Origin of the sequence: Paenibacillus oleatilyticus, assembly GCF_018998565.1 — a bacterium.
Lineage (GTDB): Bacteria > Bacillota > Bacilli > Paenibacillales > NBRC-103111 > Paenibacillus_G > Paenibacillus_G oleatilyticus.
The window spans coordinates 12,478-32,489 of the sequence record NZ_JAHNZO010000003.1; the positions used below are offsets into that span (position 1 = coordinate 12,478).

At 51.1% G+C, this 20,012-nt stretch carries 13 protein-coding genes and 2 pseudogenes; 10 read left to right on the forward strand and 5 right to left on the reverse strand.

What is annotated here, in order from left to right:
• Positions 1 to 20 precede the first annotated feature (20 nt).
• On the reverse strand, positions 21 to 602 hold the full coding sequence (locus KQX66_RS05010; RefSeq protein WP_216791055.1) for a TetR/AcrR family transcriptional regulator: 582 nt from the start codon (positions 600 to 602) through the stop codon (positions 21 to 23).
• Positions 603 to 1,143: 541 nt separating this feature from the next.
• Between KQX66_RS05010 and KQX66_RS05015 the strand changes: the two genes are divergently transcribed.
• From KQX66_RS05015 to KQX66_RS05060, 10 genes are all read left to right on the forward strand, one after another.
• Complete coding sequence (locus KQX66_RS05015; RefSeq protein ID WP_216790521.1) at positions 1,144 to 1,869, forward strand: RHS repeat domain-containing protein; 726 nt, start codon at positions 1,144 to 1,146, stop codon at positions 1,867 to 1,869.
• Between the two features lie 63 nt (positions 1,870 to 1,932).
• Positions 1,933 to 10,971 (forward strand): polymorphic toxin-type HINT domain-containing protein, encoded by a 9,039-nt coding sequence (locus tag KQX66_RS38085; protein WP_216790524.1) that lies wholly within the window; start codon positions 1,933 to 1,935, stop codon positions 10,969 to 10,971.
• Between the two features lie 4 nt (positions 10,972 to 10,975).
• A complete protein-coding gene (locus KQX66_RS05025; protein WP_216790526.1) occupies positions 10,976 to 11,317 on the forward strand; it encodes a hypothetical protein in 342 nt (113 codons plus the stop codon).
• Positions 11,318 to 11,674: 357 nt separating this feature from the next.
• Positions 11,675 to 12,469 carry a hypothetical protein gene (locus KQX66_RS05030; RefSeq protein ID WP_216790528.1) on the forward strand — a complete coding sequence of 265 codons (795 nt, stop codon included), beginning with the start codon at positions 11,675 to 11,677 and terminating at the stop codon, positions 12,467 to 12,469.
• A gap of 352 nt (positions 12,470 to 12,821) precedes the next feature.
• Positions 12,822 to 13,112 carry a hypothetical protein gene (locus tag KQX66_RS05035; protein WP_216790530.1) on the forward strand — a complete coding sequence of 97 codons (291 nt, stop codon included), beginning with the start codon at positions 12,822 to 12,824 and terminating at the stop codon, positions 13,110 to 13,112.
• Positions 13,113 to 13,206: 94 nt separating this feature from the next.
• The gene (locus KQX66_RS05040; protein ID WP_216790532.1) at positions 13,207 to 13,572 is read left to right on the forward strand and encodes a hypothetical protein; all 366 of its coding nucleotides are present in this window, start codon (positions 13,207 to 13,209) and stop codon (positions 13,570 to 13,572) included.
• Positions 13,573 to 13,715: 143 nt separating this feature from the next.
• Complete coding sequence (locus KQX66_RS05045) at positions 13,716 to 14,168, forward strand: hypothetical protein (RefSeq protein WP_216790534.1); 453 nt, start codon at positions 13,716 to 13,718, stop codon at positions 14,166 to 14,168.
• Between the two features lie 86 nt (positions 14,169 to 14,254).
• Entirely contained in the window at positions 14,255 to 14,584 is a 330-nt protein-coding gene (locus tag KQX66_RS05050) for an Imm8 family immunity protein (protein ID WP_216790536.1), read from the forward strand.
• 168 nt (positions 14,585 to 14,752) lie between these two features.
• Complete coding sequence (locus KQX66_RS05055) at positions 14,753 to 16,528, forward strand: glycoside hydrolase family 35 protein (protein WP_216790538.1); 1,776 nt, start codon at positions 14,753 to 14,755, stop codon at positions 16,526 to 16,528.
• Between the two features lie 164 nt (positions 16,529 to 16,692).
• Positions 16,693 to 17,595: an AraC family transcriptional regulator gene (locus tag KQX66_RS05060; protein ID WP_216790540.1), complete on the forward strand. Its 903-nt coding sequence runs from the start codon at positions 16,693 to 16,695 to the stop codon at positions 17,593 to 17,595.
• Between the two features lie 103 nt (positions 17,596 to 17,698).
• Here KQX66_RS05060 and KQX66_RS05065 read toward each other — a convergent pair whose 3' ends face one another.
• The 4 genes and pseudogenes from KQX66_RS05065 to KQX66_RS05075 form a co-directional block, all read right to left on the reverse strand.
• On the reverse strand, positions 17,699 to 18,700 hold the full coding sequence (locus KQX66_RS05065; protein WP_216790542.1) for an NAD-dependent epimerase/dehydratase family protein: 1,002 nt from the start codon (positions 18,698 to 18,700) through the stop codon (positions 17,699 to 17,701).
• Positions 18,701 to 18,905: 205 nt separating this feature from the next.
• Positions 18,906 to 19,238, reverse strand: a pseudogene (locus KQX66_RS05070) (SDR family oxidoreductase); the annotation flags it as partial.
• Between the two features lie 11 nt (positions 19,239 to 19,249).
• Positions 19,250 to 19,396, reverse strand: a pseudogene (locus tag KQX66_RS38670) (SDR family NAD(P)-dependent oxidoreductase); the annotation flags it as partial.
• Positions 19,397 to 19,437: 41 nt separating this feature from the next.
• Positions 19,438 to 19,740, reverse strand: coding sequence for a Dabb family protein (locus KQX66_RS05075; protein ID WP_216790544.1), 303 nt, complete (start codon positions 19,738 to 19,740; stop codon positions 19,438 to 19,440).
• Positions 19,741 to 20,012 lie beyond the last annotated feature (272 nt).

The following is a 20,012-nucleotide window of genomic DNA, read 5'->3' on the forward strand; positions in this document are numbered from 1 at the left end:
CTTCGTAGATGGGTTATAGGTTATCCGAGCAAGCCCCGGAATTCGAATTTGGCGGTTTCTTCAGCGATCTCCGACGGCGAATACGTGGATTGGAAATCGACATCGTGCATCGGTCCGAACAGCCATTTGGACAGCACGCCGGTAATTAAACAGACGAGAATGTTGGCCCGCAGCGACAAATCGCTCGTCCGCGGCAGCATCCCGAGCTCGATGGCGCGCTCAATGTTGCTTTTGAACGCTTCCTCGAACGCGATCCAGGTCTGCGAGACGGCTTCGCGCACCGGCGGATCGGCGCCTTGGCCTTTCATAAGCAGCAGTGCCATCAGATCGCGGTTCCGGTCGGCGAATGCGAACAGATCCGTAAGCAACCGCGCGGACGAGCTCACCATGTCGTCTACCGTACCCGCGTGCTTACGGTAGCCTTGCTCGATGACTTTGATCAGCTTTTCTTTGCCGCCTTCGATTAACTCCAGCGCGAGCTGTTCTTTGCTTTGAAAATGCCAGTAGAACGTGCCTTGCGACACCCCCGAGGCTTTGACCACGTCGGAAATTTTGGTGCCGTGATATCCCTTGCGGGCAAATAAGTCGAGAGCCGCGGCCATCAACTGCTGACGGCGGTCCTGATCCTGTTCTTGTTCTTGTTCCGGTAAAGCAGGCAGCTTCCATCGCCCCTCTCCACTTAACTGACGAGTCAGTTAAGGTTAATTCCGATGGGTTTACTATATTTTAAACGCGTCCTCATGTCAAGCCCTAATATGCGAATTTTGTCGAAAATTGGAGGTGATCGTTTATAGAGTATCCTAAGGAAAGAATAGTTATCCAGATATTGGGGATAAATTGTGGACATTTTTTTACAATAGGGAAGGTAAAAAGGTGATAAAGTTTACATTTTCCATGGAAAAAATAGGCGATTCGTAGCATTTGGGATTTCGCCATGGATGTTAATATAATACTGGCCGCCTATAAATTCCTTGTTTATGCAGGTTAAGTTATGGAAGGGTTTTTCGACAAATTTATAATGACGGATGGAAGGCGGTACGCTGGCTGAGGGGAGAAGGGGCAATGCGTGCACAGATAAGGCACGGACCGGGGAATAGTTCTTGGGATTTATTTTAAGGTTCTGATCAGAAGGAGGATTTGGCTGTGAATGGTAAATTACGGGCAGTTTTGTGCTGCTTATTCATGATGCTTGCTTTGCAGGCGACACCGGTTATGGCTGCTTCGTATACGTACGACGAGCTGAACCGATTAATTTCGGCAACGACAGATAGCGGGGAGACCCTGAATTATTCTTATGATGCAGCCGGTAATCTTACCAGCGTGGAGCAGAGTCATTCCGCGTCTGTGGCAAGAGCGCTAACGGTAGTCCCACTTGCGCTTGTGAACGGTGACTTTGAGAGGGAAGTGGGTGTCGGAGGAGTTGGCGAAGCTTGGAGCGCCGCTTTTTCACCCGGGCTTCAGGCCGGCTACGACGTGGTTACGACAAGCGTATACGGACAAGTTTACGCACTGAATCATGTTCAGACGATGAACGGAACGGCAGTCCGATCCGGCAGCATGAGTTTATCCCAAGAGATCCGCGTGAACGGGAATAACGAGTTCTCGCTGCAAGGACGGTTCAAGGCCGATTCGTTAACGAACGCCAGGGTGGAAGCCGGTGTGGAATTTCTGGATGCAACTGGGAAGATTATAGACACGGCAAAAGCTGCCGTATCCGATACCCCATCATCGGGCTGGATTTCGTTTCAGAAGGCAGTACATTCGCCCTCGCAAGCCGTAAGCGCCCGGATTGTGCTTGAACTTGTATTCTCCGAATCCGGCGGAAACGGTCGGGTAAGCTGGGACCACATTCGCTTTGAACCGCGTTAGACCAAAGCGGATGTCTGCATGCTTCCTATGAGCATTTTCTAATTTGATAGCGGAGGGTACCCTGTGTTTTCAATCGGACGGATCGTTTGCGCTTTATTTTTGTTAGCCGCAAGCTTTCTTTATTGGGAGAAGGAAGCTTATGCCGAACCGGTATCTTATGTTCTATCTCCCGGCAATTCGGTAGTCATTACGGCCTATCCCGACAGTCGTTTCTCTACGGCGTCAGTGAAAGTTAGCGGAGGACCGCATGATTACATAAAATATTACGACACCGGAGCGGTATACGACTACAAGCGTTCCGACAAAGGGACGTCGTATGCGATCTCCGGGACTTACCGGATCGTGCTTACGAATACGTCGTCTTCGTCGATTACCTTGTCCAGCAATTCGATTCCTTACCAGATTGCAAGCTCTTCGACTCCCGCTTTAAAGAAAATATGGTTGAATCCGGGCGCCAGTCTGGATGTCGCCAATACGTCGGGGAAGAGCAGTAGTGTTACGACGGGCGGGATCAGCGATTACGTCAGGTATGACGATGCCGGTGACGTCGCTACTTATATGAAGGGGAAAGCTGCCGGGGAATTGTCGTTCTCGGCCAACAACCGGATCGCGCTAACCAACCGGGATAAGAAGGCCTACGAGGTATGGGGCCCGTACGAAATGATCGATTATTCGACACGCACAACTCCCGCCGTTTATTATAAAACGCTATCGCCGGGACAAAGCCTGGAAGCGGCTAACGTATCGCCCAGAACGCTCAACTTGGCGGTGGGCGGCTTGTCGGATAACGCCATCTACGATGCGGACGGGGCCGTGTATTCTTACAGCCGGAAGAAACTCTCGGGAACCGTACAGTTATCGTCCGGAAAACGGATGGTCGTGACCAATACGGATTCCAAGGCCTACGAGGTATCCGGGCCCTATGACGGCTTCACGTTTGCCGACCGGGCGCAACCGGCTTCTTTTACGCGGACGCTGTCGCCGGGACAGAGCTTGAAGGCGACCAATACTTCACCCAAAAGCTTTAATGTCAGCTTAAGCGGTACATACGATTATGCAGAACACCGCGGTACGGGTCAGGTCGTTGCCTATGGACGCAACCAACGGCTGAGCAGCAATGCCATCGGAGCGGCGAATTACTTGAATGTGACCAATACGGGTGCGTCCTCGGTTGAAGTTGCCGGGCCATACGATGCTTTCTCCGTCGTTGATTTGAATCATCCGGCGCTTACCAGCCGCATGCTGAGTCCGGGACAAAGTCTGGAAGTCTCCAATCCGACGGCCTACACGGCGAATGTGACGGTTGGAGGCACTTACGATTATGCCGTATTCGATTCGTCCGGCATTACTTCGTATGCCCGGACCCAGAAGACGGCGAATAAGGCGGTAGATAGCTTGGAGCGGCTAGCCGTTACCAACACCGGTGGCGAATCATCCGAGGTTTTCGGCCCCTACGAGACGTTCTCCTTCGCCGACCGTACGCAGCCTGTTACGTTTAAAGCGGTGCTTGCGCCCGGCCAAAGCGTCGATGTGTTGAACCAGGCTGCGAAGGCGTTTTACCTGACTTTAAACGGCGAATACGATTACGCACGGTACAGCGGTAAGGATAGCTTGCAGAGCTATGCCAGACGATCGACCGCTGCAAGCATGTACAACCAGGCTTCGGAACGGATCGCCATCACCAATACGGGCGGTGGCTCGATGGAAATTTCCGGTTCTTCCGACGCGTACAAGATTACGTCTCGTACAATTCCTGCCCTGACGATCCGAACGTTATCGCCGGGTCAAAGCATGGAAACGACGAACGTTTCGTCGGGAAGCGTGGACATCACGACGCTGGGCACGTACGATTACGCTTATTATACCGATTCCGACGACCTGACGACGTCCGGCCGAAAACGGGCCACAGGAACCTTTACCGTGAGCCCATCCCGTAAGGTGGCGTTTACCAACTCGGGTACCTCGGCCTTGGAGGTATCGGCGCCATACGACGTTATCCAGACCGCGGATCGGGTCAATCCCGCGCTGTTCGTAAAAAATCTTGCGCCGATGCAAAGCATGGAAGCCGTTAATGTGACGGCCAAGGATTATTACGTCCATATGACCGGCAAGTACGATTATGCCACTTATTCGTCATCCACCGGCCCGATGGTCAGCTATGCGGATGATAATTCGATCGGCTCGGTATTAACCGCCCATGGCAAAAAGATCGCCGTGATGAACACCGATACGGTTGCTATCGATGTATGGGGTCCTTACGATGCGTTTACGGTATCCGACCGGTCCGCGCCCGTGACGTTCGTTCAGGCGCTGGGCCCCGGACAAACGCTGAAGGCGGTCAATCTAGCCGGGACAGCATACTCCGTCAAATTGACAGGGCTACACGATTACGCGAATTACAACAACAAAGGCGAGGCGGAATCGTACGGGCGCAAGAAAGCGGCCGGAACCCGGAGCGTTGGCGCTTCCGACCAATTGATCGTAACGAATGCCGATACCGGGCCGATTCAGGCCAGAGGGCCGTATGATGCTTTTCAGCTCGCGAACCGCACGGAGCCGGCGCTCTTCGTGAAATCGTTAGCCGCCGGACAGAGCATGGAGGCAATTCATACCGGATCGAAATCGTCGACGGTCACGATGGACGGGCTATCGGATTACGCGATCTACGATGTCCCCGGAGCGCTCAAGTCGTATTCAGGTGAAAGCGGCAGCGGCCCCAAGCAGGTGGATCCGGGCGAGCGCATCGCCGTCATGAACACGGAAGCCCCGGCCCTGGAAGTGATCGGCCCTTACGATATTTTCCGGGTATCCGACCGCGCGACGCCGGTTTCGTTCGTCAAACAACTGGCTCCCGGTCAAACCATCCATGCCCTTAATGGAGCGGGAACGTCATTCTCTATCCGGATGAGCGGTGCTTACGACTATGCCAGCTACAAAGGCAAGAACTTGCCGGAATATTACGGACGGGCGGTTCCCAAAGGAAGCAAAGGGATCGGTTCCGGCGATCGGCTCGTCGTGACGAATGCCGATGCACAGAGCATTTCCGTTAAGGGGTCTTACGATGCGTTTCAAATTTCCGACCGGACCGACCCGGCCTTGTTCGTAAAAACGTTAGCCCGGGGACAAAGCATGGAAGCGGCCCTTACGGGAACCGGCTATACGACGGTCTCCATCAAAGGCACGCACGATTATGCCATGTACGAAGGCACCGGCCCGGTCAAGTCGTATGTTCAGGACTCCAACGATACGAGCAAGCAGGTGAACCCCGGCGAACGCATCGCGATTATGAATGCCGAGCTGGACACTTTGGAGATCTTTGGTCCCTTTGATATGTTCCGGATCACGGATCGGGCGACGCCGGTTTCGTTTGTCAAAACGTTGGCTCCAGGCCAGACCCTGGCTGCCAAAAACGATACGGCCTCCCATTTCTCGGTGAAGGTCAATGGCAAGCACGACTATGCGACTTATAAAAGCAACGGAAACGTCGAGTATGACGGACGGGGCTCTGCTGCCTCTGTGCGAGGAGTCAGTGCGGGCGGACAAGTCGTGCTGACGAACGTGGATGCACAATCCGTTCGGGCAAAGGGTTCGTACGACGCTTTCCGGGTCACTGATCGTACCGATCCGGCGTTCTATATCCGGACGCTTGACTCCGGGCAAAGCGTAGGGCTCATGAACGTGACGGGAGCCCCGATTTATATCGATGTCTTGGGCGTCTCCGACTATACGATTTACAATTCGGACGGCAGCGTGTCTTCTTTTGTAAAAGGAGCCAATCCAAAAAGCATTTCGCTCAGCCCGTTCAAACGGATCGTGATCGCTTACGCGGATAAAGCGCCGTTTCAGATCGCCGTTCCTTTCGATGCGGTGACGGTCGATGACGGCAGCGGCCCTGTCGCATTTATGAAGGAGCTGGCCCCTGGCCAAAGCATGGAAGCCGTTAACATTTCCTCCAGAGAGTTTAGCGTCAAAGCTTCCGGCGTCATAGACGTTGTTAAATATAACGGCACCGGGGACATCACGTTCTACGACAGGGAAAGTACTTTTGGAAGTATTCCTCTTAGCGCTTCCCACCGGATCGCGATAACCAACCGGGATAGTCAGACGATTGTGGTGACAGGCTCCAAAGACGCTTTCCGCATAGCGGACCGTGCCAATCCGGCGCTGCTGGTCAAGACGCTGGCCTCCGGCCAAAGCCTCGAAGCTGGGGCAGCGACAACGGCCGGAACCAGCCTGCGTACCAACGGCAAATTCGACTATGCCGTCATGAACGAGAACGGAAGCATTCAGCCGTATCAAAAAGCTTTTGAAGGCTATGCTTTAACGGTCGCATCGGGAAAACGGGCGGCTATCACGAACACGGAAGCTGCGAATCTGACGGTATGGGGACCGTACGACACGCTTCAGATGACCGACCGGAGTGGGCCGGCACTTGTTACGGCATCCGTCGCACCGAGTCAAAGCATGCAAGCGACCAACCGGACAGGAAGCCCGCAATCGATTGCGGTAAGAGGCTCTTATACGTATGTGAAAGAAGACGGAACCCAGCATCCGGGCGCAAGTCCGCTTACGATTCCGGCCGGGGTGCGTTACGGTATCCTGAATACCGGAACCGCCGAGTTGGATGTATTCGGCCCTGCCGATGCTTTTGTATTCGAGACGGCCGACAAACCGATCTCCGGCATAGGCGCTGTCGAAGAGATCCGTAAGCTGGATCCTTCGCAATATGATACGCAATCCCTGCATGCCGACCCGGTCGATACGGCAACCGGTGCGCAAATCATCCAGCGCACGCTGCTTACCGCGCATGGTGCTGCGGATGTGCCGTTTACGGTACAGTATTACTCCCTGCTCTTGAATTCGGGCGTGATGGGTCCGGGCTGGGGGCATTTGTACGACATCCGCCTGGAGGATACAGGCGATGGTAAGCTGAGCGTTCATTGGAACGCGAATCGGAAAAATACGTTTACTTCGAAGGGCAGCGGGCTCTACGGCTCCGATGAAGCCGCCGTGAAGCTGGACAGGCTGGTCCGCCGGGCGGACGGTTCTTATACCTTAACCCGCAAGGACGGCACCGTCTATGAATTTTCGTCAGCAGGCCGTTTGCTCTCTTTGGGCAACAAGCAGGGCCAAGCTTTATCGCTTAACTATAATGCCTCCGGGCAGCTGGCTTCGGTAACCGAGCCTTTATCCGGCATAGGCATCGGACTAAGCTATGATGCCAATGGACGGCTTGCTGTCGTGCAAGACCCGCTCCAGCGCCAGGTGAAGCTGTCTTACGATGCGAAAGGCCAATTGGAGAAAATCACCGATGCCGCAGGTCAGGAAACGGTATACAGCTATGATGATAAAGGCCGCATTCTCACGGCAACGGAGCAAGGCGTTCGGACATTTAGCAACACGTACGACAGCCAGGGCCGGATCATTGCGCAGCAGGATGCCGTTGCAGGGCATCGTGCTACGAAGTTCGAGTATGTCGAGAAAGACGGTACCCTCGTTACCGCGGTTACTGATCGTGAAGGCAGCATCAACGTATTGACCCACGACAAGAATTACCAACTGCTTCGCGTCCGGGATGCACTGGGTCAGGAGACGGGCTACACCTATGACAGCGAAGGCAACCGGACACAGGTTACGGATGCGGAGAGCAAGTCGGATACGTTTGCGTATGACGGCAGGGGGAACCTGCTCAGCGTTACAGACGCATCCGGTCAGAAAGTAACCATGACCTACGATGACGACAGCAACCTGCTCACGGTTACCAATCCGCAGAACGAGCAGATCGTCAGCCATTATGATGCCAAAGGCCGCTTGATCGGCGTCACCGATCCGGAAGGTCATCTAACGACCTATGCGTATGACGCGAACGGGTTGATGACTCAAGCGACCGATGCCTTGTCCAGACAAACGACCTACGGCTACACCAACGGTATGCTTACTTCCGTAACCAATCAGGAAGGCAACACTGTTACTTATTCTTACGATGCCGCCGGTCGCGTCGTCGGGATCAAGGGAACTGACGGCAAAGAGACTGTACTGACCTATGATGCGAACGACCAGGTGCTCAGCGTGACGGATCCGGCAGGACAAACGGTCTCGTACACGTACGATCCAATGGGGAACCCGTTGACGGAAACGGATGCCAAAGGAAACGTGACGCAATATTTCTATGATGGCAACGGAAATCTTACCGGCGTGAAAAATGCGCTGAATCAGGAAACACGTTTCGAGTACGATGGCGAAGGCCGCTTGGTGAAAGAAACGAATGCGCTCGGTCACAGCAATCTGTACGCCTACGATGCGAAGGGCCGATTGGTGCGATCGACCAATGCGCTTGGCGAATCCACCCGCTACGAATACGACGTTAAGGACCGGATGACAGCTGTCTATGATGCGATGAATCGTAAAATCAGGTCGGTGGAGTTCGATTCGCAGGGCAATCCGGTCACCATCACGGACGCTTTGAACCGCAAAGTCACGCAGCAGTTCGATGCACTGAACAGGCTAACCCAGTGGACGGATCCGAAAGGACGCCAGACTCAGCTCGCCTACGATAAGTTGAACCGTCTGGTCGAGGTTACCGACGCCAAGCAAGGGAAAGCCGCGCAAATTTTTGACGCGGTCAGCCAAATTACTGGCGTTACCGACCCGAATCGCAATGAAACGAAGTACGTCTATGATAAAGCAGGGCGGTTGCTCAGCGAGACGAATGCCGCAGGCCATGCTCATACCTATGCTTACGATGCGAACGGACGGCTTGAACAAGAGACGAACGGACGCGGACAAGCTACGGCTTATCGTTACGACCAAGCGGGAAGGCTCGACCGGTTTACCGACCCCGAAGGGACTGTGACGTACACGTACGATGCGAACGGCAACATCACGGCCGTTACGGATCAATCGGGGAAAACGGCTACCCGGGAATACGATAAACTCGATCGGGTGATCAAGTATACGGATACGGATGGGAACGTGCTGCAATACGGCTATAACGAAATCGGCCAATTGACGACATTGACCTATCCGGACGGGAAGAAAGTCACTTATACGTACGATGCCGCCGGCCGATTGACGGAAGTAACGGACTGGGCAGGACGGAAAACCGCGTACGGATACGATGCGGACGGCCGTCTTCTGACCACCACCCGCCCGGACGGCAGCGTGGAAACCCGGGATTATGACGCAGCCGGTCAGTTGAGGAAGCTGTGGGACCGCGCCGCCGACGGCAGCTATATCAGCCGATATCAATTCGATTACGATGAAGCGGGCAACGTCATTCAAGAACGCAATGAAGCGGCTACCCAGCGCGCACAAGAAGTCACGGCGGCCGTGTATGGACGAAGCGCGGCAGGAACGGTCACCTCGGCAACATATGCTTCCATGACGAATCTTCCGGGTACGGTTTCGGGAAATATTTCCATGACGTATACGTCGGATAACCGCCTTGCGACGTTTAACGGAAATCCCGTGACCTACGATCAGGACGGGAACATGATTTGGGGCCCACTCGGCGGGACGATGCAGGAGTATCGTTTCGACGCACGCAACCGGTTGATTGCAGCAGGCGGAGTAAGCTACGCTTATGATGCCGAGAACCAGCGCATTGCCGTGATTTCGGGCGGACAGACCACGCGGTATGTCGTGAATCCGAATGCATGGCTGCCGCAGGTGCTGATGGAGAAGGACGACCAAGGAAAGGCCAAGTCTTACTATGTCTACGGTTTGGGACTGATCGGCCGGGAAGAAGCGTCGGGCGAGTACCGGACGTACCATTACGACCGCCGCGGCAGTACGATCGCCTTGACCGACGCCAAGGGACAAGTGACTGATCGTTACACATACGGTCCGTACGGGGAAACGTTGAAGCACGAAGGGAACACGGACAACCCGTTCCAATACAACGGACGTGACGGGGTCATGACGGACCCGAATGGTTTGTACTACATGAGGGCCAGGTATTACCAGCCGGAGATCAAACGTTTTATCAATCGCGACGTACTGACCGGAACGATCTCCGAAGCTTCGACGCTTAACCGGTACGCTTATGTCAACGGCAATCCGGTTTCGTATGTGGACCCGTTCGGCCTGAGCCGGGATGGCGATTCGTCGTTCTTGCTGCAGGGAGGCAACTTCCTCGTCGATGCGGTGCCGTGGGTAGGTACGCTCAAAGGCTTCCAGCAAGCATTCTTAGGCACCAACTTCGTAACCGGCGAACGCTTATCTACAGGCGACCGCTGGGCGGAAGGTATCGGCAGTGCGCTGAGCCTGATCCCGATTCCGGGATTGAAGCATGTGGGCAAGTATGCGACCAAAGGCGTCATCGCCGCGGAGAAGCAGCTTGAGCGCTTGTTTCTGGGGCCATGGATGAAAAAAGCGGAAAATACCGCCAAGAAGCTGATCAACGAGTGTAACTGCTTTACCGCCGGGACGAAGGTTCTCACAGACGAAGGGGAGAAAAATATCGAAGACATTGAGGTCGGAGATAAGGTTCTCGCCAAAGACGATGAAACAGGTGATATGGCTTACAAGGAAGTTGAATGGCTCTTCCAACGTGACGTTGAAGAAACGTATAATATTACTGTTGGAGGCGAAGTTATTAGAACAACCGATGAGCATCCTTTTTGGATTATCGGCAAAGGTTGGGTAGAGTCCAAGAACCTTGTGGTGGGCGATGTTCTCACGACCTCGGATGGAAAAGAATTAGCCATTGAGAAGGTTGAGGTAAAGAGGGAACATACTACAGTTTATAACTTCATGGTTAAGGACTTCCATACCTATTTTGTTTCCAACCTTGGAATCTGGACGCATAACTCATGTCTCCCCGATTCTCGTTGGATAGAACGAACCACCTATAAAGAGTTAAAAAGACTAGGATTACACGAACAATTTGACCGAGCAATGAAAAAAGGTTTGGCTAATACTCGTTCAAATGATAATGGAATTATTAAACTATCAAGTGACGAGCAACTAAAATACAAAGGTAATTTATACACCTTTAAGATAAAGGTGGCAAAGGCTCCTAATCATGTGAGAGTGTATGGCAGAATAGATGATAAAGGTAATTTATTTTTCGATTACATTACAAGTGGTAAGAAGGAGTAACGAAATGAATTTATTAGATCTTGAAAAATTATTTAATGACGCATATCTTTTTGAAGATTTAAAAATGAAGTCAATCAAATTACTAGAAGAACTAATATTAAACAGTGACTCAAATTATTTAAAGGAGGAAGAAGAGAAACTACCAAATAACATAAAACTAAAAGATTTTAGTATACGCTATAAGTGTACAGAACTATTTATAAATAACCATGATAGGATATATCCATTTTTTAGAGTCTGTCTAGAATTACTTCATCCGGAGACAGAGATTCAACAATACTATTATGATATTGAATACACAATTGATGGCAAGTTTTCGGATGAGTATTTTGGTATGTATAAATAAATATTTTGTATGCTGAAATTAAGCCTTGGGTGTACTTCATTGTCCCCGAGGTTTTCTCTTTCCCCCCAGTGCTTAACGAGTGGGGGGACCAAAGTGCGAATATTGGATATCTAAGATCTACGTTTGATACGAAAATCCCTCGGGATATTAGTTTGCCCAAAGGTTCCAAGAGACAACCGCAGCACAAAGATTATCCCAATATAGAGACCATTTTCGGAATGATGGTTGGTGGAGTCTTGACCTTGGTCCCAACAACGGTAATTCTAATAAAATGAGACTTCTTTATCAGGAAGTAAATGGGGCTATAGATTGGAAGATAATTCAGAATCACTAAAACGAAGAATAGGTGTGTAGACATTGGTTAAAGAAACAACAGTGCTTTTATTGAATGCTATGTTAGACAGAGATGAGGATGGTATCCTATTCTCAGTTCTGAGGTCCATCAGAGACCAATACTCGCTAGAAGAGTTAGGGGAGGATTTTTTTTCGCGGTTACAGCGGCTCCTTCCACATACCAAGGAAAAAAGTACTAAAGCAGCACTAATCGAAACAATCGTCGAGTTTCCATTTTTTAATTACGATCGTGAGATATTTGACGAGTATTTATCATTAGTATCTCAAGGTGAAACTGGGGTGGAAGATGCGGCAAGATGTCTAGGTGTATTTGCGACAAACAACACGATGAAAAACGAGATTTTCTTGCGACTAGCACAATTTTCGGATAGAAAAAGCGCAATAGAGATTTTGGTTTCGATGGGTTATTCTGATTGGGGGGTAATACCTGCTGAATACCGGATATTTGCCGAAGAAGTTCTTCTTGCAATAAAATTACAAAATCGTACCTTTGTAATTTCAACATTTATGTTTATTGTCCATCCGCTCTACAGTGTTTATTCTAATATCAGTTGTTTAAAATGTAATTACCCTACTGTTGAGTCAGCTATTAGAGATTGGGCATGGACAACACCAAGCAGCACAGAATATATTGTTAATTCGGGAATAGTAACTCCACAGGAATCAACGGTATTAATTAAATTAGGCCAACTATTGTTTGAGAATGTTCATTTAACACTGGAGAAAAGAGAGGAGATTTATTCAGCGTTTTTTGAAGGTAAAGATCCGATTGACGTCATTTTTACTTTGCCAAATTAAATTTTGAAATGAGAAAGTACAAAGCTTAAGACCTTGGAGTGAAATATCTTCAAGGTCTTTCTTTTGTTTTTCCCCGCCAAGATTAAGGTCGAGCATCTGTTCAGGTTGTGGATTTGCTTGTTTCAGATGATGGAATTAAACTGGAAATAGACAATCTTTAAAAGAGGATTACTATGAGTCTTTATTACATTAATAACTTTTACGTTTCTAGAATTTCGTTGGAGAAAAGGATAAAAATATTACTTTCCTTTCTTGAACAAGGAGACATTTGCTTTTCTTCCATACAAAAGATCATTTAGACAAGCATAGTACTTCTGAGCAGAAAGAGTTTATAAAGCCAAGAATAAGGTTCATGAATGACGCGTGGGTCTTCCCCACATTAGTTTGGTATGAAGTAAGCGGCTTTCGTGAAATAGAGGAATCCATGGGGATAAATAACTTATTTACATGTGTAATTCTTCAAAAGGACGATGAGTTTATTGACCATTCGTATGTCCTTAGTTTAAGGGAAAGTATTGATTCATATGTATTGATTGTCGATGAAAAACGGGAAGGAGATTTTGTGCGTCGGGTACTTCCTAAGATAGAATGCTTTTTTACGGAAGATGTGAAACTCTGTTCAATTGAAGAGGTTCTTTCATGAGAAACCATCTTGTACGTAATAGTCTGCATCGTGACGAAGAATTACTTCATGCCTGCTATTTCAGTAAAACTTGGCGACATTTCGGGAGGTACCCATGTCTACTTTTACTCATGTCATATTAGAAGTGTTTTGTGGTTTTTCTGATGAAGATACGAATCAAGGTGTTCCGAGCTTTTGCAAAAGAAATGTCGGGAATCCGGGCTATCATTGTCTGGAAAACGCTTGTAAATTTGTTGCCTACACTTACGCTCCCCATGAAATTGCATTTTCCGGCGAAGACGGCGAGGTTCCCGATGGACAATCTTGGTTGGGGTTTGGCGGAGAAATGGAGCCTCGTCAGGCGGATGAGAATCACATTGACGATTTAAAGAGGTTGTGGAAACAAATTTGTATAAAGAAAATTCACGAGGCGTACGACGAATATATGAAACAAAGTGGATTAAGCGACGGTAATACATAGACTTATGGATATTATTAAAAACGATGGCAGGTAGGTTTTGGCGCAATGTGAAGAAGTCTTTGCTGCTAAAGGTGTAACGTGGATATGGGATTAAAGCGATTCCTGTTGCAAGCGTTGGAAAAATAACAATGGGATGTGCCAAGATGTCATCTATCATGAAATTTATTCAAACAGGTCTGCTCGGAGAGATTTCGTTAGGTCTGAAAAGAGATACTGTGGAAGGCTTACTAGGCGAACCCCACGATATTTCTGTCTCCTCAACACCGTACATTTTAAAATATGGTTCGTCACAATTATCCTTTTCCAGCGATGATCCCCGCGCTACTCTTCAATCCATTCATCTGTACTTTGACGATATCGTTGAATTCCCACAAGGATTGCAGCTAGAAGGCTGGCTACCCAACAAAGGAATAAGCGCAGAGGAGTTTCTTGTCCATGCCAAGCATTTCAATGTGGTACTGGAGGTGGATGAACAGCATACCTTTAAAAACCTGCAGTTAGGGTTTAAGTCTAAAGCGGACGTTATTGTGGTATTTACGATCGAAGAAGAGAGCACGAAGCTTTATAGCATACATTTGAGTAAACGGCAACGATAATATATAAAAAATGAATTATTAGCTGACATCGTCCAATGTCTGAGGAACATCGAAAACAGTTAATCCATAAAAAGGAGGATTATATTTTGGTTATACCTTCTTTAAAATTTCTTGGGGTAGTATTTCCTCCTGATTCGGATGATGATTTCTGGGTAGTACTTAGCGCAGAGATAGGAGAGGAGGGGAGCAAAGGCGTAGATGTGTTTTACTTTAACTTGACCACTCCTAAAAGGTTAATGTATGTGCTGCAGAACCAAAAGGCAGTTTTTAAGAGAGGTTTAATCATAGTTGATAAGTATGACTACGAAACAGCGAAAAGACTAATAGAAGATATAATACTGGAATGCAGGGGCGAGACTTGGCATGAAGTACGAAGTAATATCATGAAATATTGCATGACGGAGTATGGAGGTTAATTTTAAATGCATTGCCGAATGAACCGGAAGGATACGTGTTTAGGGACGCCCTCCACACACCCAACTAACGGAAAAAAAGGTCAAATAATCGGACGCTTTGGCTATTCGGTATTGTCCGTGGACGTTCTAAGATAAAGGGAGAATACCGAATGCAGAAAGGGTGCTCTTATGGCGACGTTCGATGTGCAAAACGGGCAATTTTGTCTGGATGGGGAACCGATCCGTCTTGTTTCCGGTGCGATTCATTACTTTCGGGTGGTGCCCGAGTATTGGCGGGATCGCCTGCTTAAGCTGAAAACCTGCGGCTTCAATACCGTAGAAACGTATATTCCTTGGAATCTTCACGAGCCGAAGCCGGGCCAGTTCCGTTTTGACGGGCTGGCGGACGTGGTTCGTTTTGTTGAGATCGCCGGCGAGGTCGGTCTACATGTGATCGTACGGCCGAGCCCGTACATTTGCGCGGAGTGGGAGTTCGGTGGCTTGCCGGCTTGGCTGCTCGCCGATCCGGGTATGCGGGTGCGCTGCATGCACCGGCCGTATCTTGACCGCGTCGACGCGTACTACGACGTGCTGCTTCCGCTGCTCAAGCCGCTGCTGTGCACGAACGGCGGCCCGATTATCGCGATGCAGATCGAGAACGAGTACGGCAGCTACGGCAACGACCGGGCGTATCTGGTTTATTTGAAGGATGCGATGCTGCAGCGGGGGATGGACGTGCTGCTGTTCACCTCCGACGGTCCGGAGCATTTCATGCTGCAGGGCGGCATGATTCCCGGCGTGCTGGAGACGGTAAACTTCGGGTCCCGGGCGGAGGAAGCGTTCGAGATGCTGCGGAAGTACCAGCCGGACGGACCGATCATGTGCATGGAATATTGGAACGGCTGGTTCGACCATTGGGGCGAGCAGCACCATACGCGGGACGCGAAGGACGTAGCGGACGTATTCGACGATATGCTCCGTCTCGGCGCTTCGGTCAATTTCTACATGTTCCACGGAGGAACGAACTTCGGCTATATGAGCGGGGCAAACTGCCCGCAGCGCGATCACTACGAGCCGACGATAACGAGCTACGATTACGATGTGCCGTTGAACGAATCCGGCGAGCCGACGGATAAGTTTTATGCGGTGCGGGAAACGTTGTCCCGCTACATGGAGCTGCCGCCGCTGGAGCTGCCGCAGCCGATTCCGAAGGCCGCCTATGGAAGCGTGCCGGTTCGTGAAGCGGCCTCGCTGTTCGGGCAGTTGGACAGCCTGTCGGAGCCGGTTCGCCATACGTGCCCGGAGCCGATGGAAGCAGTCGGACAAAACGACGGATTTATCCTGTACGAAACGTTCATCTCCGGACCGCGGGAGGAACGGGAGCTCGTGCTGCAGGATTGCCGCGACCGGGCGTTGGTTTATGTGAACGACGAGTTCCTGGGTGTGATCGAGCGCTGGGACCCGAGCCAAAAGGTATCGTTCGCCGTGCCGGAGGGTGGAGCGACGCTGCGTATTTTGGTCGAAAATATGGGCCGCATCAACTACGGACCGTTCATGCTCGACCGCAAAGGTATCACGGAAGGCATCCGCCACGGCAACCAGTTCCTGTTCGGTTGGAACATCTATCCGCTGCCGCTGGAGGACGTAGCCCCGGTCAGCTTTGACGGGAAGGAAGCGGAGCCGGGATACCCAGGCTTTTACCGCGCGGTGCTGCCGATCGAGGGGCAACCGGCGGATACGTTCCTGCGCCTCGATGGCTGGAACAAGGGCACCGTGTACGTCAACGGCTTCCATCTGGGCCGTTACTGGAAGCGCGGGCCGCAGCAGACGCTGTATATCCCTGCGCCGCTGCTGCGGCAAGGGGAGAACGAGATCGTCGTGTTCGAGCTTCATGGAACGGAGAAGCGGGAGCTGACGTTCACGGATCGGCCGGAACTCGGACCGGTATCGCAGGTAACGGTATAATAAGGTAACGATGAATGAGGCCGGTGCCGACCTGTCAAGGGTTGGCGCCGGTCTTTTACGCTTTGTGGGAATCTTTGCAAACCCGTTTCAAGATGACACCGGCCTGCGAAACGTGTTACATTGAGGAAAAGCGTGGATTTGGCCAGAAGGGAGCGGTCACCGGTATGGACCGTTTATTCCATTTTCCTAATATGACACAGACGCTGCAGGTGACCGGCTGTCACTTTGGCATCAAGCCGCCGGGTTGGCGGTACCCGCGGCATCATCATCATTTGTACGAATTAATCTGCTGCCTGGAGGGCGAATCGGTGCATGACATTAACCGGACCTCTTTGACGCTTCGTCCGGGGGACTGGCTGCTGATCAAATCGGGCATCCGTCACGAATCCGCGGCAGCCGCAAGCTCGCATTACCGGTTCTTCAACGTGCACTTCGACTTGGACGATGCGGAGGTGCGGAGCGTGCTCGGAGCTGCGCCTTACTCCCATATTCCGTCCGGATCTGCGAGCCGCGGGAAGCTTCCGTTCTATGTTCAGGAATTGGAAGAAATGATGCGGCAGTACGCCGCTCCCGATACGCATGGAGATGTGTCCTGGCACGAGGAGCTGAATCCCCGGTTCGAGGACCGGCTGCTGCTGCAATCTTACACGCTGCTCATCGTTCGGGATGTGCTTGCGTTAATCCGGGAGCGGGATGCGCACGCCGGTCAAGCCTCGTCCAAGGAGGCTACTTTATTTGCGATCGATGTCGCACATGCGATCGAAGAGCGGCTGGCTGGAAGCTTTCATGAAGAGGCGACGATTTCCGCCGTGGCGGATGAGCTTCACCTGAGCCGCAGCCAATGCTCGAAGCTGTTCTCCAAGGTGTACGGCTTGTCGCCTAAGCAGTACGTCAGCCGAAGAAGGCTGAGTCTGGCGAAGGAGCTGCTGGTGACGACGAACCTGCCGATGACGGAGATCGCCGAACGGCTCGGGTTTCAATCCGCGAGCCACTTCTCCCGGCAGTTCCGCCGGTGGACAGGTCAAGCCCCAAGCGATTACAAGCCGAAGCACGACGGCTGCTCGTAACTCCGTGGCCGCGGTACGCGTGCTTTTTCGCTGCACGCTGCCGCGCCTCACGGGTGTTGTCCGCCGATAAACGAAAGATCCTCCATTTTGTAAGCGCTTCAACTCATTGTAGCCCGAAAGCAGCGTCATCCCTGCTACGCCACAAGCGGAGCAGTTCCGCCTCGCGGGCCGGCTCCAGTCCGGCTTTGCGCTTCTCCTCCGGTGATCGGCTTCGATCCCATGCGAGGGTGTCGCGAACCGTATCGATTAACGGTCTGGTCGTCAGTCCGGAAGCGAATGCCTTTGTATTATCCATGGCGAACATGCCGATCAAGCTGTCGCTTTGTAGCCAGAGAGGGAGCTCGATCCATTGGCCGACCTGCTGCTCTCTCAAAAACGGTTCGGTGACCCAAGTGAACTCGGCAGGACGGCTGCTGAATCGGGCGCACGCGTCCACGAGCTGCTCCATTGTAAAGTCGCTGCCGCTGGCATGAAACGTGCCGACCGTCCGCTTCTCAACCAAGTTGATAACCCACGCGGCAAGGTCTCTCACATCAATCACCTGAATACGCCCTTCTTTTGGCGGCACAAGCACTTCTCCCCCTTGTGCGATCCGATGGGGCCAGTACGTGAAGCGGTCCGAATAATCGTGCGGGCCGACGATCAGTCCGGGCCGGATGTGCAGCGCTCTGCCGGGCATAGCGGCTTCGACCGCTTTCTCGCAAAGCGCTTTGAGCGCGCCGTAATGCTGCGTCACGTCCTCGGTGCTTGCATCGGAAAGAATTGCGACAGGGGCGTCTTCCTTTACATGTAACCGCGTTAGATCCTCGTACACCGATACGGACGAAATGAACGTATAATGTCCTACACGATCCTTCAGCAGTTCGACCGAGGAGCGTACGATGCGGGGAACAAAGCCGCACGTGTCGATCACCGCGTCCCACGTTCTGCCCTGCAGCAGTTCAAGCCCGCTTTCACGGTCCCCAATAATGTGCTCCGCTTGGGGAAAAGCGTCTTGACTGTGCTGGCCGCGATGAAAGAGCGTCAACGCATGCCCCCGCTCCAGCGCCGTCTCCGCCAAAGCCCTCCCCAAAAACCGGGTACCACCCAAGATTAACAGGTTCATGAAGCCACCACCTTTACAAAAATATATATTTACGTAAAAATATTTTATTATGTTATGCGTTGGTTGTCAATTAAAGTAAAATGGCTAACCTAACCGTAGGATGAGATGTAAAGGAACGTTTTCTGCTATTCTCCAGAAAACACGAAGCGGTCGCCCTGATACAATACCAGGAAACGACCGCCGTTTATTACGTTCTTTCTGTAAGCTAAATAAAACCACCATTAACACGGAGTGTTTGTCCCGTAACCCACTGCGATTCCTCGATCGTAAGAAAGAGGATCACACCTGCAATGTCATCGGTTTCCCCGAGACGTCCGAATGCGTTCATGTTGGCAAGCCCCTGGATTTGTTCGGGTGTTTTGCCAACCGTGAAAAGCTCGGTATGAATAGGACCAGGCGCTACGGCATTAATCGTCATATTTCTCTTTCCAAGCTCCTTGGCCAATTGACGCGTGAATTGTTCGACGGCTCCTTTAGAGCCGGCATACAGACTGTAGGCCGGAAACATCTGACCCGCCACTGAAGTGGAGAAATTGATCGAATATTCTGCACAACCTCTGCCGCCTGATCTGAACGGTTCGCAAAATTGATGACCACCTTTGCGCCATGATGTGCTAAATACTCGGCTATCGTCTTGCCGATACCTCTGGACGATCCGGTGATCAAGGCAACTTTACCGGCAAGCTTCTTATCCATTTCTGCTATCTCCTTTTCTAGAATATTTATAAGGGGGCACGTTAAGCAACCGGGTAATCCATAACGACAATCCCTTCAACAAATGGGCCAATGGATTGCAATAAACCTTGATGCAGGGGGTGCTGAATATAATTCCGACAAGCCTGCTGATTTTCAAAAGTGACTCTGATCCCCAGCATAAAGCCCTGCATGTGCTCTATTTCCTCCGTAATGTTAATCCCGGCGCTAAGATCTACGATACCCGGAATGTTCCCTTTAAAGTCATGCGCGCGTTTTACCGCATCCTCTTTCTCCGTATTGGAAACATCGGGCTTGAACTTCAAAAGCACAATATGCTCAAACATCTTTCTCCCTCCAGGTTCCCGTTTATATTTGATTTTTCAGCTGCTTCATTTGGGAAATTTCCTTCATCCATTTCACGAAATTTTCGGCTACGAGAACTTCTCATGAACAAGGCCGCCGGAGTGACCCATAAAACCGCGTGGCAGCAGCTACTTTCATTTTCATCACCTCAATAATATTGGTTAGAATGATATGAACAGGTTGGGTCGATCATCACTGTCTCATCCATACTTGCTATTCTCCCTAAGGAGAACATAGACTAGTGTACATGGAC